This window comes from Ruminococcus sp. AF20-12LB, from assembly GCF_003478985.1.
GTDB lineage: Bacteria > Bacillota > Clostridia > Lachnospirales > Lachnospiraceae > Blautia_A.
The window spans coordinates 208,837-223,256 of the sequence record NZ_QUGH01000003.1 but is presented as its reverse complement, the minus strand read 5'-3'; the positions used below and the strand labels follow the sequence as shown (position 1 = coordinate 223,256).

17 protein-coding genes are annotated in these 14,420 nt (G+C 44.0%); 13 read left to right on the top strand and 4 right to left on the bottom strand.

Translation table 11 applies throughout. From position 1 onward, the window contains the following. Positions 1-198: 198 nt before the first annotated feature. From DWX61_RS05400 to DWX61_RS05390, 3 genes are all read right to left on the bottom strand, one after another. Positions 199-1,521 (bottom strand): sodium-dependent transporter, encoded by a 1,323-nt coding sequence (locus DWX61_RS05400; protein WP_118624185.1) that lies wholly within the window; start codon positions 1,519-1,521, stop codon positions 199-201. Between the two features lie 175 nt (positions 1,522-1,696). Continuing rightward, positions 1,697-2,422: a UTRA domain-containing protein gene (locus tag DWX61_RS05395; protein ID WP_118624183.1), complete on the bottom strand. Its 726-nt coding sequence runs from the start codon at positions 2,420-2,422 to the stop codon at positions 1,697-1,699. Positions 2,423-2,729: 307 nt separating this feature from the next. Next, a complete protein-coding gene (locus DWX61_RS05390) occupies positions 2,730-3,458 on the bottom strand; it encodes a YoaK family protein (RefSeq protein ID WP_118624181.1) in 729 nt (242 codons plus the stop codon). A 221-nt stretch (positions 3,459-3,679) separates the two neighbouring features. Between DWX61_RS05390 and rpmJ the strand changes: the two genes are divergently transcribed. The 12 genes from rpmJ to DWX61_RS05330 all read left to right on the top strand — a co-directional run bounded on the left by rpmJ (position 3,680) and on the right by DWX61_RS05330 (position 13,344). Further along, positions 3,680-3,793 carry a 50S ribosomal protein L36 gene (gene rpmJ, locus DWX61_RS05385; RefSeq protein WP_003022746.1) on the top strand — a complete coding sequence of 38 codons (114 nt, stop codon included), beginning with the start codon at positions 3,680-3,682 and terminating at the stop codon, positions 3,791-3,793. 307 nt (positions 3,794-4,100) lie between these two features. Next, entirely contained in the window at positions 4,101-4,469 is a 369-nt protein-coding gene (gene rpsM, locus DWX61_RS05380) for a 30S ribosomal protein S13 (protein WP_008707282.1), read from the top strand. A 55-nt stretch (positions 4,470-4,524) separates the two neighbouring features. Continuing rightward, positions 4,525-4,917: a 30S ribosomal protein S11 gene (gene rpsK, locus DWX61_RS05375; RefSeq protein ID WP_015526942.1), complete on the top strand. Its 393-nt coding sequence runs from the start codon at positions 4,525-4,527 to the stop codon at positions 4,915-4,917. A 16-nt stretch (positions 4,918-4,933) separates the two neighbouring features. Further along, on the top strand, positions 4,934-5,527 hold the full coding sequence (rpsD, locus tag DWX61_RS05370; protein WP_118513016.1) for a 30S ribosomal protein S4: 594 nt from the start codon (positions 4,934-4,936) through the stop codon (positions 5,525-5,527). Between the two features lie 84 nt (positions 5,528-5,611). Next, positions 5,612-6,571, top strand: coding sequence for a DNA-directed RNA polymerase subunit alpha (locus tag DWX61_RS05365; protein WP_118513017.1), 960 nt, complete (start codon positions 5,612-5,614; stop codon positions 6,569-6,571). Positions 6,572-6,662: 91 nt separating this feature from the next. Further along, a complete protein-coding gene (rplQ, locus tag DWX61_RS05360) occupies positions 6,663-7,199 on the top strand; it encodes a 50S ribosomal protein L17 (RefSeq protein ID WP_118513018.1) in 537 nt (178 codons plus the stop codon). A 198-nt stretch (positions 7,200-7,397) separates the two neighbouring features. After that, a complete protein-coding gene (locus tag DWX61_RS05355; protein ID WP_118624179.1) occupies positions 7,398-8,138 on the top strand; it encodes a LytR/AlgR family response regulator transcription factor in 741 nt (246 codons plus the stop codon). A 379-nt stretch (positions 8,139-8,517) separates the two neighbouring features. Beyond that, positions 8,518-9,222 (top strand): phosphatidylinositol-specific phospholipase C/glycerophosphodiester phosphodiesterase family protein, encoded by a 705-nt coding sequence (locus DWX61_RS05350; protein WP_286188052.1) that lies wholly within the window; start codon positions 8,518-8,520, stop codon positions 9,220-9,222. A 30-nt stretch (positions 9,223-9,252) separates the two neighbouring features. Next, entirely contained in the window at positions 9,253-10,587 is a 1,335-nt protein-coding gene (locus tag DWX61_RS05345) for a MurT ligase domain-containing protein (protein WP_118513021.1), read from the top strand. Next, complete coding sequence (locus DWX61_RS05340; RefSeq protein WP_118624177.1) at positions 10,584-11,312, top strand: type 1 glutamine amidotransferase; 729 nt, start codon at positions 10,584-10,586, stop codon at positions 11,310-11,312. The genes DWX61_RS05345 and DWX61_RS05340 overlap by 4 nt, the downstream gene beginning before the upstream one ends. Before the next feature lie 9 nt (positions 11,313-11,321). Further along, positions 11,322-11,939 carry a WCX domain-containing protein gene (locus DWX61_RS05335; RefSeq protein WP_118624175.1) on the top strand — a complete coding sequence of 206 codons (618 nt, stop codon included), beginning with the start codon at positions 11,322-11,324 and terminating at the stop codon, positions 11,937-11,939. 13 nt (positions 11,940-11,952) lie between these two features. Further along, complete coding sequence (locus tag DWX61_RS05330) at positions 11,953-13,344, top strand: substrate-binding domain-containing protein (RefSeq protein ID WP_118624173.1); 1,392 nt, start codon at positions 11,953-11,955, stop codon at positions 13,342-13,344. A 95-nt stretch (positions 13,345-13,439) separates the two neighbouring features. Here DWX61_RS05330 and DWX61_RS05325 read toward each other — a convergent pair whose 3' ends face one another. After that, the gene (locus tag DWX61_RS05325; protein ID WP_015526955.1) at positions 13,440-14,012 is read right to left on the bottom strand and encodes a xanthine phosphoribosyltransferase; all 573 of its coding nucleotides are present in this window, start codon (positions 14,010-14,012) and stop codon (positions 13,440-13,442) included. Positions 14,013-14,185: 173 nt separating this feature from the next. Between DWX61_RS05325 and DWX61_RS05320 the strand changes: the two genes are divergently transcribed. Then, positions 14,186-14,413: a hypothetical protein gene (locus DWX61_RS05320; RefSeq protein ID WP_015526956.1), complete on the top strand. Its 228-nt coding sequence runs from the start codon at positions 14,186-14,188 to the stop codon at positions 14,411-14,413. The last annotated feature ends 7 nt before the right edge of the window (positions 14,414-14,420 follow it).

The window sequence follows — 14,420 nt, the reverse complement described above, 5'->3', positions numbered from 1 at the left end:
CTGCAGAAAAAGAATCTGAAGTGGAGTTTATTGCTCACATTTATTTCACGCTTTAAACATAAAGTGAACAGATTTTGCTGATATACATCGGGAATGATAGAGAACTATCATTCCCGGCTTTTTTATGCTACAGGAAAATATTCTGTGATGTTCCGATAACATCAGGCAGGATTCTTTATTATAAGAACAGATGTCGCATCATCCGATTCCGCCAAGTACAATTCCAAGAATCAGAACCAGAAAACAAACAGGAACATAAATATATTTACACACCGGATAAAAATATTTCGTGAACGGTTTCTCACGTCCTTTGCTGACCTGATTTTCCACATAGCTCCGGCCGAAGATCCAGAAGAACATGATTCCTGCAAGTCCTGCGCCGAGAGGACAGATATAGATGGAAAGCACATCCATCCAGTCAGAAACAATGCCCTGGATCAGCAGAGAAGCTACAACGCCGATCATTGCGATCACCATGCAGGAAGGAGTCCGGCCAAGACCTGTTTTTTCCTGGACTGTGGCAATGGGTGCTTCATAAAGGTTCATAAGCGAGGTCATGCCTGCAAGGAATACAGCTACGAAAAAGATGATGGCAATGATCCGTCCGCCAGGCATGGTTTTGATCAGGTGCGGCAGGTAGATGAACAGAAGTCCGGGACCGCCCTGGTCAAGCTTGGCACCTGTGGTAGCCATGGCCGGAATGATCACAAGAGCTGCCAGCATGGCGGCAATGGTATCAAAAAGAGCCACTTTTGCAGCAGAAGCCGGGATATCCTCACTGTCCGGAAGATAGGAACCGTAGATCAGGGTTCCGTTTCCGGCCACAGACAGGGAGAAAAATGCCTGCCCCAGTGCAAAGATCCAGGTGGAAGGCTTGGCCAGAACTTCCGGCTCCACGCGGAAGATATAGCGGTATCCTGCGTTTGAGCCCGGCTGAAACGCAACATAGATGCCAAGGATCACAAACAGGATAAAGAAAACAGGCATCATGATCTTGTTGGCCTTTTCGATACCGCTTCCAACGCCGTACATCAGGATAAACATGCAGATCACAAGAGCAGCCAGCTGCCAGAGATTATTTCCCCAGGCAGAGGCCATACCTCCGAATTGAGACCCAAAGGACTCAATATCCGCAGGTGCCAGGGTAGATCCTGTAAAGGCTCCGATCATATATCGGAAGATCCATCCCATAACAACTGTATAGCCGATAGCCATAGCCAGTGCTCCGATCACAGGGATCCATCCGAGCAGTTCGCCAGGCTTTCGCTTTCCGCGGGTTTCACAGGCCATGCCGAAGGCGTCAATGGGCCCGGAACGTGTCCCACGGCCAAAGCTCATCTCACCGATCACTCCGGTAAAGCTGATCAGTGCTACGAAAATAAAATACGGGATCAGGAACGATCCCCCTCCATACAGGGAAACTCTGGTGGGAAACATCCAGATATTTCCCATTCCAACCGCAGACCCGATGCAGGCCAGAATGAATCCCCAGCGGCTGTTAAAAGATTCTCGTTTTTTCATATAAATAAAATATCCTCTCTCCATTTGCTCGTTTCAGTATAACATAATTCCGGGAAATAGGAAACTGCAGCATCTATACAGATTCAGGTATCTATACAGATCCAGGCAGATATTTGTGAGACACATTTGTTGCCGGTTTATAACCGTATAGCTGCGAAGCAGTTATGAGCTGGGCTCATCGGCGCAGGGCATTATCATAAAATCGAAAGTGATCCGGTCTGTGTCGTGACTGGGTATACTCAAACATCACGCCATCACTGTTATAAGTCTGGCTGGACACCACAGCCACGCAGTTATAATCCTTTACATTCAGATGGAGATATTTTTCATCAATTTCCGTAACCTTTTCCACAGTCATGACCCGTTTGCTGTTGATAATGGTCATATGAAGCTCCTGCTCCAGGTATTCATAGATAGAATGGCTGGCGATCTCGGCAGTAAGGCCGGGAACGGATTCCTTCAGAAAATAATTATGGTTGATGATCAGTGGGATATCTTCAAGATAATGGATACGCTGAATATAATATACTTCTGCACCAACGGGAAATCCTGTGTAAGCAGACTGCTTTTTGCTGATACAAAGTTCTGTAAAGAGAGCCACCTCTGTATGGGCATTCTGACCGTTCCTTGCCGCAGATTCCTTGAAGGTTTCGATCTCTCCGATGGTGAAAGCAGTCTGCTCGTTTGGACGGTAGATATTGCGGACACCTTTTCCCTGCATGGTCTGTACATAGCCGTCACTGACAAGAAGACGGACCGCACGGCGCAGGGTATTGCGGGAACAGCCATAGGTTTGGATCAGAGTGTTTTCGGAAGGCAGAAGTTCCTGATAGGCAAAGGTGTTGTCCTCTATTTTCATTTTCAGATCTTTATAGATATCTTCGTAAATACTTCTGGGCATTTTAATTCTCCATTCATGTTCGGTCAAAAATATATAGAGGGATTCATGATTTCTGAAATAATTATAAAAGATTTTCCCGGCAAGCGCAATGTAAATACCGTAAAATGTTTAAACAAGTTACAAAACATATTGATATGTTATGAAGACAGTATGAGAAATATAGATGAAATCAATTTGCGGCTATTCAAAACTATGATACTGGATTTCGAACGCATATAAGCTGTAAGCTGCGCGTAAACAAAAAAGGAAATGCGACAGTGTAAAAACAGATCACATTTCCCCTTCTTTTATCAAAGCTAAAATAAAGTCAGGCCTCTTTTTTCTTATAAGAAAGATTCCTGAAGCTGCTGCAGGCAGAAGCGCTGCTTCGGGTAACTGCCGGTGTATCAGCAGTATTCCGGTCTGCACTGACCAGCCATACAGCATAGAAGGCAGGAACCAGACAGAGCCATACGCCTGAGAGACCGCAGGTCATATACAGGATCAGAGACAGAGCTGCACCTGTATGGAAAGAAAGCAGCGTCATTCCGTAGAATTTTGCTTTATCGCACTGTGCGCTGTCCTTTTTCATAAGGAACTGTGTGACAGCTGTGGTGAACTGACGGAGATTGTTGGTAGAAAAGATCGTTGAGCTGTTATATCCGCCGGGAGCCTTGAAGGTGCACCACTGGAAAGGCATTGCAAAGAACACCGGATAAAGAGCAACAACCGGAGACATTCCGGAAGGAAAGAATCCCAGGAGCAGGATCGCAAAGATATCGATCCCGATACTGATAAAACGAAGATCTGTGGAAAAATGCTCCGGGATCCAGACTGTAAGGATCACGGCAGTCATATATATAAGAAGTGCGCCTACACGCAGCAGCATATCCGAAAAATTCCTGCCTATGAGATCACGAACAACACCAAGAAGGTTGGCTGTCTGGGCATTGCCAAAAAGATCAGCTCTTGACACAATGGCATAAAGCCCCAGGTATCCACCGATAAAAGATAAGGTGTAATGTATCAGAAAACGATACTTCATTTCCGTATGCATATGTAAAGATTCCTTTCATTAAAATAGGCAGATTCCATATGTCTGCCGGACTTTGCCACCCATTATAATACAGCCTGTAAAAAAAATCAAAAATTTTTTAAATTTTTTCTTGCATTTCAGGAAAACAGGTGTTAGTATATATTTCAAGCGCGCAAATACTGTGTATGAGTGCGCCTGTGAAACTGCAGATATGAGACTAATTTACGGAAGGAGGATTTCCAGTGAAAGTAAGATCATCTGTAAAGCCGATCTGCGAGAAGTGCAAGGTCATTAAGAGAAAGGGATCCATCAGAATCATCTGTGAGAACCCGAAGCACAAACAGCGTCAGGGTTGATTTCCATATCGGAACTTCTTTGGAATGTTTGTGAAACGTGCGGCTGCAGTATGAAACACCCGGTAGGGTTGTTCTGCTGAACAGATAATAAGCATGTATTGCCTAATACCGAGAGGCAACAGCGGTTAAGATCCGCAATTTCGGAAAGGCTGTGATTCGCCAATTACAGCTGGGTGTTTTACCGAGGCACCCCAATTAGGAAACTAGAAAAGAAAGCGGCAGGTCGATATGTCCCATTTCACCTTGCGAGAGCAAGTGACATACGATATGCGGAACTTTCAGAAACAGAAAATGGAGGAAACAGTACATGGCTCGTATAGCTGGTGTAGACTTACCAAGAGAGAAACGTATTGAAATCGGTCTTACCTACATTTATGGAATTGGTAGACCAAGCGCAGACAAAATTCTTGCTAAAGCAGAGGTTAATCCTGACACACGTGTCAGAGATCTGACTGATGATGAGGTTAAGAGACTGAGCGCTGTTATTGATGAGACAATGACAGTAGAAGGTGATCTGAGAAGGGAAATCGCCCTTAACATCAAGAGACTGCAGGAGATTGGATGCTACAGAGGTATCCGTCATCGTAAAGGACTCCCGGTTCGTGGTCAGAAGACTAAGACAAATGCGAGAACTCGCAAGGGACCGAAGAGAACTGTTGCAAACAAGAAGAAATAATTTATAGATATAACTAATTAATTTCAATAAAAGGAAAGTGTAGGTTAGTTTTAAAATGGCAAAAGTTACAAAGAAAACGACAAAACGTCGTGTCAAGAAAAACGTTGAACACGGACAGGCACACATTCAGTCTTCCTTCAACAATACAATCGTCACACTGACAGATAACGAAGGAAACGCTCTTTCATGGGCAAGTGCCGGTGGTCTTGGATTTAAAGGTTCAAGGAAATCTACCCCTTATGCAGCACAGATGGCAGCAGAGACTGCAACAAAGGCTGCTTTAATTCATGGATTAAAAACAGTAGACGTTATGGTAAAAGGCCCGGGCTCAGGCCGTGAAGCTGCAATCCGTGCGCTTCAGGCATGCGGACTTGAAGTAACCAGCATTCGTGACGTAACTCCGGTTCCTCACAACGGATGCCGTCCACCAAAACGCAGAAGAGTCTAATTAGGAGGTAGTTGAAATGGCAGTAAATAGAGTACCTGTTCTGAAAAGATGCAGATCCCTTGGCCTGGATCCGATTTACTTAGGAATTGATAAGAAGTCCACAAGACAGTTAAAACGTGCAAACCGCAAGGTGTCTGAGTATGGTCTTCAGTTAAAAGAGAAACAGAAAGCAAAATTCATCTACGGAGTTCTTGAGAAACCTTTCCGTAATTACTACAAGAAAGCTGACAGAATGCAGGGCCAGACAGGTGAGAACCTTATGGTTATGCTTGAGAGCAGACTTGACAACATCGTTTTCCGTATGGGATTTGCCAGAACAAGAAGAGAGGCTCGTCAGATCGTAGATCACAAGCACGTACTTGTTAACGGAAAATCTGTAAATATTCCGTCTTACCTGTGCAAAGCAGGAGACACAATTGAGATCAGAGAGAAGAGCAAAGGTTCTGAGAGATATAAAGGAATCCTTGAGATCACTGGCGGAAGACTTGTTCCGGAGTGGATCGACGTTGATCAGGAGAACCTGAAGGGTGTAGTTAAAGAGCTTCCTACAAGAGAGCAGATCGATGTTCCTGTAAACGAGATGCTTATCGTCGAGCTGTATTCTAAATAATTAATAACTGTTTACTGTGTCTACAGTTATAAAAATTGGTAATACCCTCGAATGTTGATTAACCCAGAAGGAGGGAACCTTATAGTGTTTGATTTCAATAAACCAAAAATCGAAATTACCGAAATATCCGAAGATAAGAAGTTTGGAAGATTCGTTGTAGAGCCTCTGGAAAGAGGTTATGGTACTACCCTTGGCAATTCTTTAAGAAGAATTATGCTGTCCTCCCTTCCGGGAGCTGCAGTAAGCCAGGTGAAGATCGATGGTGTACTTCATGAATTCAGCTCTATTCCGGGCGTGAAGGAAGATGTGACCGAGATCATCATGAATCTGAAATCTCTTGCCATCAAGAATCACAGCAGTGACAATGAGCCGAAGACCGCATACATTGAGTGCGAGGGAAAAGGTGTTGTTACAGCAGCTGATATCCAGGCAGATCAGGATATTGAGATCATGAACCCGGATCAGGTGATCGCAACCCTGAACGGTGGAAAAGACTGCAGACTGGCCATGGAGCTTACCATTACCAAGGGACGTGGCTATATCAGTGCAGACAAAGGCAAAACCGATGACATGCCGATCGGTATGATCGCAGTGGATGCGATCTACACACCGGTAGACAGAGTCAACATGATCGTAGAGAATACACGAGTTGGTCAGGTAACTGACTTCGACAAGCTTACACTGGATGTATATACCAATGGAACACTTGATCCGGATGAGGCAGTCAGCCTTGCAGCGAAGGTTCTCAGCGAGCATTTAAGTCTGTTCATTGATCTTTCCGAGAATGCTAAGACCGCAGAGGTTATGATCGAGAAAGAAGACAATGAGAAGGAAAAGGTTCTGGAGATGAGCATTGATGAGCTTGAGCTCTCTGTTCGTTCCTACAACTGCCTTAAGAGAGCCGGTATCAATACGGTTGAAGAATTATGCAACAAGACTTCTGACGATATGATGAAGGTTCGTAATCTGGGCCGCAAATCCTTAGAGGAAGTACTTGCAAAACTCAAAGAGCTGGGACTTCAGCTCCAGCCTACCGAGGAATAATCCGGAAACAGAGTAATGAGTGGGGTGTCAGCAGCAGGGCAGTAAGACCGAACAAGCATGTCCTGGTGTCCCACAGATGGAGGATAATAAAATGGCAAAATATAGAAAATTAAGCAGAACATCTAACCAGAGAAAAGCACTTCTCAGAAATCAGGTTACAAACCTGCTTTATCACGGAAAGATCGTGACAACAGAAGCTAAGGCTAAAGAAATCCGTAAGATCGCTGAGGGACTTATTGCTATGGCTGTACGTGAGAAAGACAATTTCGAAACAGTTACAGTAACAGCTAAGGTTGCTCGTAAAGATGCTGACGGAAAACGTGTAAAAGAAGTTGTAGACGGTAAGAAGAAAACAGTTTACGACGAAGTTCAGAAAGAGATCAAGAAAGATGCTTCTTCCAGACTTCATGCACGTCGTGAGATGATGAAAGTTTTCTATCCTGTAACAGATGTTCCTGCTAAGGGCGCTGGCAGAAAGAAAAACACAAAAGAAGTTGACATGGTTGACAAGATGTTCAGCGAGATCGCTCCGAAATACGCAGATCGTAACGGTGGTTACACAAGAATCGTTAAGATCGGACAGCGTAAGGGCGATGCAGCTATGGAAGTTCTTATCGAGCTTGTATAATTTACTTCTGACCGATTTAAAGGACATTTGCAGAAATGCAAATGTCCTTTTTTTATATTCCAAAAAGTTTGAAAAAATGCATAAATGGTGGATTTTCGACCATAAATTACATGAAGATACCATAATTTGAATAACAAATCATGGTATAATATATAGAACAAAAGGTAACAATGATGGAGTAAAAGGGGATACATATATATGACGATGATGACCATTGCCATTTGTGACGACATGCAGGTGGATGCAAGAAGACTTCACAAACAGCTTGAGCGGATCGTTCCAGGGTCAGAAATTCGGATATTTAAAAGCGGCGAGCTTTTACTGGAAGAATTGGAAAAGAAAAGGAAACCTTATGATGCAATCTTTGTGAACATTGATTCAAAGAAAGTAGACGGACTGGAAACAATACGGAAGATACGGGAAAAAGAAATGTCAATGGCAGTGCTTTTTATGAGCAGAAGCGATGAATATTACAGAGAGGCTTTTGACCTGTTTGCATATAACTATTTACTGAAACCTGTAACCGAAGAAACTTTGGAATATGTAATGAAACCACTGAAGAAGCTACTTTGCAACGGAAATGATGATCGGGTGATCCATTTTCAGTATCGCGCCCGTGTGTATACGGTGCGGTACAGTCAGGTGAGTTATATTACCAGCAGTCTTCATATCGTGAATTTCCATAAGACAGACGGAAGCATACTTCAGTGCCGAGGTAAGTTGAAAGATTTTGAAAAACAGCTTGATGACAGTACATTTTTGCGGTGTCATCAGAGTTTTATAGTAAATATGGAACGGGTCACAGGAGCTGAAAATGACAGCTTTCATATTGGCGAGCATGTAATACCGATCTCTCGATCCTATAACCGGAATGCGCACGAGAAATATGATGAATATCTGAGACTTCAGCAGGAATATGACGAGGAAGAAGAGGATTAACTTGATTATTATCCTTTTTTAGCGTACAATCGGTAATGTACGAAATACGACTACACGTATGCGAAAGGATGATAAACATGGTCGGTGGGACTTTTGGTATTACCGGACAGAAACAATATAGGAATGATTTGGGACAGTTTCCCGGATATGATAAATTTGCAGAAGATAAAAAGGAAAGCAGAGAGGAACTGTTTTCCTTTACGTCTTGTGCATTTTTTTGTTGCCTGAGATGATGCGACGTTTTATACTGACATTGGAAATACTGTTTGTATCGCTTTTTCTTCTGGGAGGAAGTTTTCCGGAAACAGAAGCTGCCCGGAATACATCAGGAAGATTTAGCTGGAAGGACCGCAGGACCATTGCACATGCTCTGGGAGGTATGGACGGAAAGGATTACCTGAATTCCAGAGAGGGATTTCTGTTCATGTATGAACAGGGAGTACGTCTTTTTGAATTGGATCTTTCCAGGACATCAGATGGAGTATGGGTCTGCAGGCATAACTGGAACGATTCCATGGGACAGTGGGATGGCAACGGAAAAAAAGTCCTTACAGAAAAGGAATTCAGACAAAGTAAAATATATGGGAAATACACCCCCATGACACTGGAGGATTTTTTTCTTCTTCTGAAAGATTATCCGGATGCATATGTGCTGATCGATTCCAAACAGTATTCTCTTCGCAATTATCAGAGAACGCTGGAGGATTACAGTGATTATGTGGAAATCGCCAGGAATGCAGGTGCCGGTGAGACGCTGGATCAGATCATTCCGGAAATCTACAATGAAGTAATGTTTCCCGGGACGGCCATGATCTATTCCTTTCCTTCCTATGTATATTCACTGTGGCAGGAGTATTCTGTGGAAGAACTGGAGCATATTGCATCCTTCTGTAAAGAAAAGGGAATTCCGGCAGCAACAGTATACTGGGAGTACTGGTCAGAAGAAACGGAGAAGATCTTCGAAAAAAATGGAATCAGTCTATATGTTTATACGGTCAATGACCGTGACCAGGCCAGAAGGTATATTTCACAGGGCGCAGAAGGAATCTGTACCGATTTCCTGACAGCGGAAGATCTGTGGTAAGAGAAATAAAAACAAAGGAATCAGAAGATTATGAAAATAAGAACAACTATTGCTGTGATGGCAGCAAAGATCACAGGACATGTCTGTAAGCTTATGGGCCGGCAGGGTGTGACCTGGGCCGGTAAGGTCGCGATGAAGATCTGTCCGGATATCCTGGAAGAGCTTTCTTCTCAGGTAAGAGAAAAAATATTTGTAGTATGCGGAACCAACGGAAAGACCACAACCAATAACATGCTGTGCGCAGGCCTTGAGGCAGAGGGAAAAAAGGTCATCTGCAATCATACCGGTTCAAATATGCTGAACGGAGTTGTGGCAGCCTTTGTATTGGGGGCCAAATTCAGCGGAAAACTGGATGCGGATTATGCCTGTATAGAGGTGGATGAGGCATCCACAAGACATGTGTTCACAAGAATCAAACCGGATTATATGGTTATGACCAATCTGTTCCGTGATCAGCTGGACCGTTATGGCGAGATCGATATCACTATGAACATCCTGGAAGAAATGATGAAAAAGGTTCCGGATATGAAGGTCATTGTCAATGGCGACGATGCACTGTCTGCATATCTTGCCATGGACTGCGGAAATCCTTTTGTAACCTACGGGATCAGCAAACCGGTGATCGAGAACAAAACAAACGAGATCCGTGAGGGCCGGTTCTGTAAGTGCTGTGGAGAAAGACTGATCTACAGCTTCTATCATTACAGTCAGCTGGGTGACTACAGATGTCCGAAATGCGGCTTTAAACGTCCGGAGATCGACTTTGATGCCACAGATGTGAAGGTGGATGATCAGATCGCTTTTACAGTGGAGGATAAACGGATCGTGGCCAATTATAAGGGATTCTATAATGTGTATAATATTCTGGCTGCCTATGCGGGAATTCGTACCGCAGGCTTTAAGGCGGAGCATTTTAATGAGATGCTCCGGAAGTTTAACCCGGAGAACGGACGCAATGAACAGTTTCGGATCAAGGGCACCGGTGTTGTTCTGAATCTTGCTAAGAATCCGGCCGGTTTTAACCAGAACATTTCAGCTGTGATGCAGGACGGATCACCAAAGGATATCATCATTGTGATCAATGATAATGCACAGGATGGAAAAGATATCTCCTGGCTCTGGGATGTGGATTTTGATCTTTTCGGAGGGGACAATATCAATTCCATCACAGTCAGTGGTATCCGGTGTCAGGATATGCGCCTCCGTCTGAAATATGTGGATATCCCGTCCATGCTGGAAAATGATGTGGAGACAGCCATCCGCAAACGAATCGGGGATGGATGCGGCAATCTTTATGTACTTGTTAATTATACGGCGCTGTTTGGCACCAGAAATATCCTGAAGAAACTGGAGGGTGAGAAATGAAGATAACGATAGGACATTTATATCCGGATCTTCTGAACCTTTACGGTGACAGAGGAAATATCCAGTGTCTGATGAAGCGCTGTCTCTGGAGAGGAATCGAGGCAGAAACCATAGCCTATGAACTGGATGACAGAATTGATTTTTCCAAACTGGATATCGTACTTCTTGGCGGTGGCTCCGACAGAGAACAGATGCTGGTATGTGAAAAGCTGAAGGAAATCCAGAAGGATTTCAAGGCGTATGTGGAAGATAATGGAGTTGTGATCGCAATCTGTGGAGGGTATCAGCTCCTTGGAAATTATTATAAAACTGATCAGGGAATGATCGAGGGGCTGAAGCTTGTAGATATGAGCACTGAGCAGGGAAAAGGCCGCCTTATTGGAAACATTGTGATGCAGAGCGATCTTTTTGATATGCCTATCGTAGGCTTTGAAAATCATGGAGGGCGTACCACCATCGGAAACAACAAATCCCTGGGGAAGGTTCTGTCAGGATACGGAAATGACGGACAATCCGGAGAGGAAGGGGTTGTATACAAAAATGTGATCGGTACGTATCTTCACGGACCACTTCTTCCCAAGAATCCGCAGCTTGCAGATCTTCTGATCAGCCGTGCACTGGAAAAGAAATACGGTAAAAAGATCGAACTTGAGAAACTGGACGACAGCGAGGAACAGGAGGCAAACTCCTATATTTTCCACCGCTTTGTAAAAAACGAAGGATAAGAGGGCAGTATGGCAAAATCAAACAATCAGAAGGCGAAGATCCTGTACCTTGAAAAAATGCTGCGGGAAACAGGGGAGCATCGGGTAATATCTATGCAGAAGATCCTTGAGAATCTTGAGAAACAGGGAATCCATGCAGAGCGAAAGAGCATTTATGATGATGTGGAGGTATTACGTTCTTTTGGAATGGATATCCGTTATACAAGAGAACGGCCGGGTGGTTATTATCTTGCCGGTGAGAGTGCCGGAGAGGAACAGCTGTCTGAAGAACCCGGGCTGACTGCTGAAGCTAAGGATATTCGTGAAACTAAAGATATTCATGAGACATCTGTGACAGGGTACCGGAAGCTTCTTGAGGCTTCAGTCGGAACCATAAAAAAAGAAATAAAACTTCTCTGTGCCGGAGCTGTACAGGTGGAGGTGAGAGACTTTTTCGGCACAGCTGCAGAATATAAAATGAAAGATAGCGGAGATCTGACGGTAACTGCAGAACTTCCGGAAAATGGAAAATTCTACGGATGGCTGACTGGGATGGGCGGCAGTGTACGTATCCTGAAACCCAAGAAATCTGCAGCCGCCTACAGAGACTATCTGAAATCACTGGCAAAGGACTATAAAGGCTTATAGGAGAGATTTGATCATGAAGAAAAAAACAGCAATCCTGCTTGTGGGAGCTTTTGTCTTTACAGCAGCCTTTTCCGGCTGTGGAAAAAACAAAGAGGCGACAGAGGCAGCCAATGAAAGTGTGGAGTCTGAAGACCCGGAAGGAAAGGCCAAAAACAGCGATGATGCAGAGAAAGAAGAAAAAGAAGAAGCAAAGGAAACTGCGGCAGCAGATAAGAAAGTAGGTGTGTTTCTGCCTTCATCAGCAGATGATCCTCGTTGGTCTGCTGATGGAGAAACTCTTCAGAATACACTGGAAGATGATGGATATGATGCAGAGATATTTTGGGCAGATGAAGACAGTGATACGCAGGTATCCCAGATCCAGTCCATTCTGGACGATGAAGAGCTTTCTGCACTTGTCATCGCACCTGCAGATGCTTACAGCCTGAACGATGTGCTGGAGCAGGTGTACGAGAAATCCATTCCCGTGATTTCGTACGATCAGCTGATCATGGATACAGATAAGGTCAACTATTATGTTGCCTTTAATACAAGAAAAGCCGGAAAAATGGTGGGAGATTCCATCATAAAAAAAATGGATCTGGAGAAAGCACGGGAAGAAAAGAAAACTCTGACCATTGAGTTTCTTATGGGCTCTCCGGATGATCGTGACGCACTGTTCTTTTATAATGGAGTGATGGAGAAGCTTCAGGAATATTTCGACGATGGAACACTGGTATGTACTTCAGGAAAGCTGACCTTTGATGATACTGCAGTGATGCGTTCCGGAAGAAATACCGCAAAGAATGATATGGCGGAGATCCTTTCTCAGAATTATACAGAGGGTGCGCCGGATATTATCTGCACAGGTGCCGATGACCTTGCACTTGGGGCTGTGGATGCTCTGGAGGATGCTGGATATGTGTCTGGAGAGGATGGCTGGCCTATGATCACAGGAGGCGGCTGTGAGGCAGAAGCAGTGACAGCTGTGATCCAGGGAAAGATTGAGGATGATCTGCTGTTTGATAACCGTGTACTGGCAAATGACTGTGTAACGATGGTGGATGCTATTCTGAAAGGGGAGAAACCGGAGATCTCCGATTATGAGCAGTATGATAACGGGACCAAGATCGTGGGAACTGTGACCAGTGATATCCAGCTGATCGATGCAGATAATTATCAGATGCTTGTGGATGACGGATATTATGAAGAGAATGAAATCATGCCGGAGGCAACTGCTACACCAACGCCGACAGTGACACCGGAAGCTACGGTGACGGAAGAACCGGATATAGATGAAAATACAACGGAAGCTGCATCGGCTTCATCGGAAAAGGAAGAGACGGAAATTTCCGGAACACCGACACCGGAGGAAACAGTAACTCCGACACCTTCAGAGAAGCCAGAAAAGGATGCAGCTGCATAGATCAGAAATGACATCATGATCCGGCTGTGATAAAAATAAAAATACTCCTGGAAACAATGTATATAAGTTTTCAGGAGTATTTTTTATGATAAATCTTATTCACGGAAAGTAAGTTTGCCATCAGCAATGGAGTCAATGATAGCAAGGGATTCCAGGTGGATACCCATGTCACGGATGGTCTGTCCGCCGGACTGGAAGCCTTTTTCGATAACGATTCCGGCTCCTTCAAGAGTTGCGCCGGATTTCTTAACGATGTCGATCAGACCGAGAAGTGCACAGCCATTGGCAAGAAAATCATCGATCAGGAGTACGTGATCTTCAGGTCCGAGAAATTTCTTGGAAAGGATCACATCGTAAACTTTCTTGTGGGTGAAAGACTCTACCTTGGTGGTGTACATCTCGCCGTCAAGGTTCACACTCTGTGCTTTCTTGGCAAATACAACCGGTACATGGAAATACTGTGCCGCAATACAGGCAATACCGATACCGGAAGCTTCGATGGTAAGGATCTTGGTGATTGGACAGTGGTCAAAACGTTTCTTGAATTCTTTGCCGACCTCGTTGATCAGGTCAATATCCATCTGATGATTCAGAAAGCTGTCCACTTTTAAAATATTTCCTTCTTTTACTACGCCGTCTGTCAGAATTCTGTCTTTTAAAAGCTGCATGAAATTTATCTCCTTTGATTTATCACATTAATATATGTTTACTGCCCACGGACAGAGCAGTAATATTTTTAATATGTATCATACGACAATATTTGCGTGAGTGCAATTATTTTTGACAAAAAAACATAAAATTATTATAATAGATAAGATGACGAAGAAAGGAACAGGCACAGATGAAAGAGTACGAAGTAATCTGGGAAATTTTTAACAAATGCCCGAGAAATCAGATGCGTGATGTATTTGTGGAAGAAGTGGAGATTGCAGATCCGGAAGCGTATGTGAAACAGAAATTTCAGGGGAAGGATGTCTCCTACGAGAAGACAGTACTGGAAGACGGAACCATCATTTTTGACATTCAGACATCTATGATCCGGCAGCGCTGTTCTTTCACGGAGATCTGAAGGAGGA

What these genes read in the sequence shown, in the direction of transcription:
- DWX61_RS05390 (WP_118624181.1), bottom strand. Translation starts at nt 3,458, where the DNA reads ATGCATACGGAAATGAAGTATCGTTTTCTGATACATTACACCTTATCT.
- DWX61_RS05340 (WP_118624177.1), top strand. Translation starts at nt 10,584, where the DNA reads ATGAAGATAACGATAGGACATTTATATCCGGATCTTCTGAACCTTTAC.
- DWX61_RS05325 (WP_015526955.1), bottom strand. Translation starts at nt 14,012, where the DNA reads ATGCAGCTTTTAAAAGACAGAATTCTGACAGACGGCGTAGTAAAAGAA.
- rpsK (WP_015526942.1), top strand. Translation starts at nt 4,525, where the DNA reads ATGGCAAAAGTTACAAAGAAAACGACAAAACGTCGTGTCAAGAAAAAC.
- rplQ (WP_118513018.1), top strand. Translation starts at nt 6,663, where the DNA reads ATGGCAAAATATAGAAAATTAAGCAGAACATCTAACCAGAGAAAAGCA.
- DWX61_RS05400 (WP_118624185.1), bottom strand. Translation starts at nt 1,521, where the DNA reads ATGAAAAAACGAGAATCTTTTAACAGCCGCTGGGGATTCATTCTGGCC.
- DWX61_RS05335 (WP_118624175.1), top strand. Translation starts at nt 11,322, where the DNA reads ATGGCAAAATCAAACAATCAGAAGGCGAAGATCCTGTACCTTGAAAAA.
- DWX61_RS05345 (WP_118513021.1), top strand. Translation starts at nt 9,253, where the DNA reads ATGAAAATAAGAACAACTATTGCTGTGATGGCAGCAAAGATCACAGGA.
- rpsM (WP_008707282.1), top strand. Translation starts at nt 4,101, where the DNA reads ATGGCTCGTATAGCTGGTGTAGACTTACCAAGAGAGAAACGTATTGAA.
- DWX61_RS05395 (WP_118624183.1), bottom strand. Translation starts at nt 2,422, where the DNA reads ATGCCCAGAAGTATTTACGAAGATATCTATAAAGATCTGAAAATGAAA.
- DWX61_RS05355 (WP_118624179.1), top strand. Translation starts at nt 7,398, where the DNA reads ATGACGATGATGACCATTGCCATTTGTGACGACATGCAGGTGGATGCA.
- DWX61_RS05350 (WP_286188052.1), top strand. Translation starts at nt 8,518, where the DNA reads ATGGACGGAAAGGATTACCTGAATTCCAGAGAGGGATTTCTGTTCATG.
- DWX61_RS05330 (WP_118624173.1), top strand. Translation starts at nt 11,953, where the DNA reads ATGAAGAAAAAAACAGCAATCCTGCTTGTGGGAGCTTTTGTCTTTACA.
- DWX61_RS05320 (WP_015526956.1), top strand. Translation starts at nt 14,186, where the DNA reads ATGAAAGAGTACGAAGTAATCTGGGAAATTTTTAACAAATGCCCGAGA.
- rpsD (WP_118513016.1), top strand. Translation starts at nt 4,934, where the DNA reads ATGGCAGTAAATAGAGTACCTGTTCTGAAAAGATGCAGATCCCTTGGC.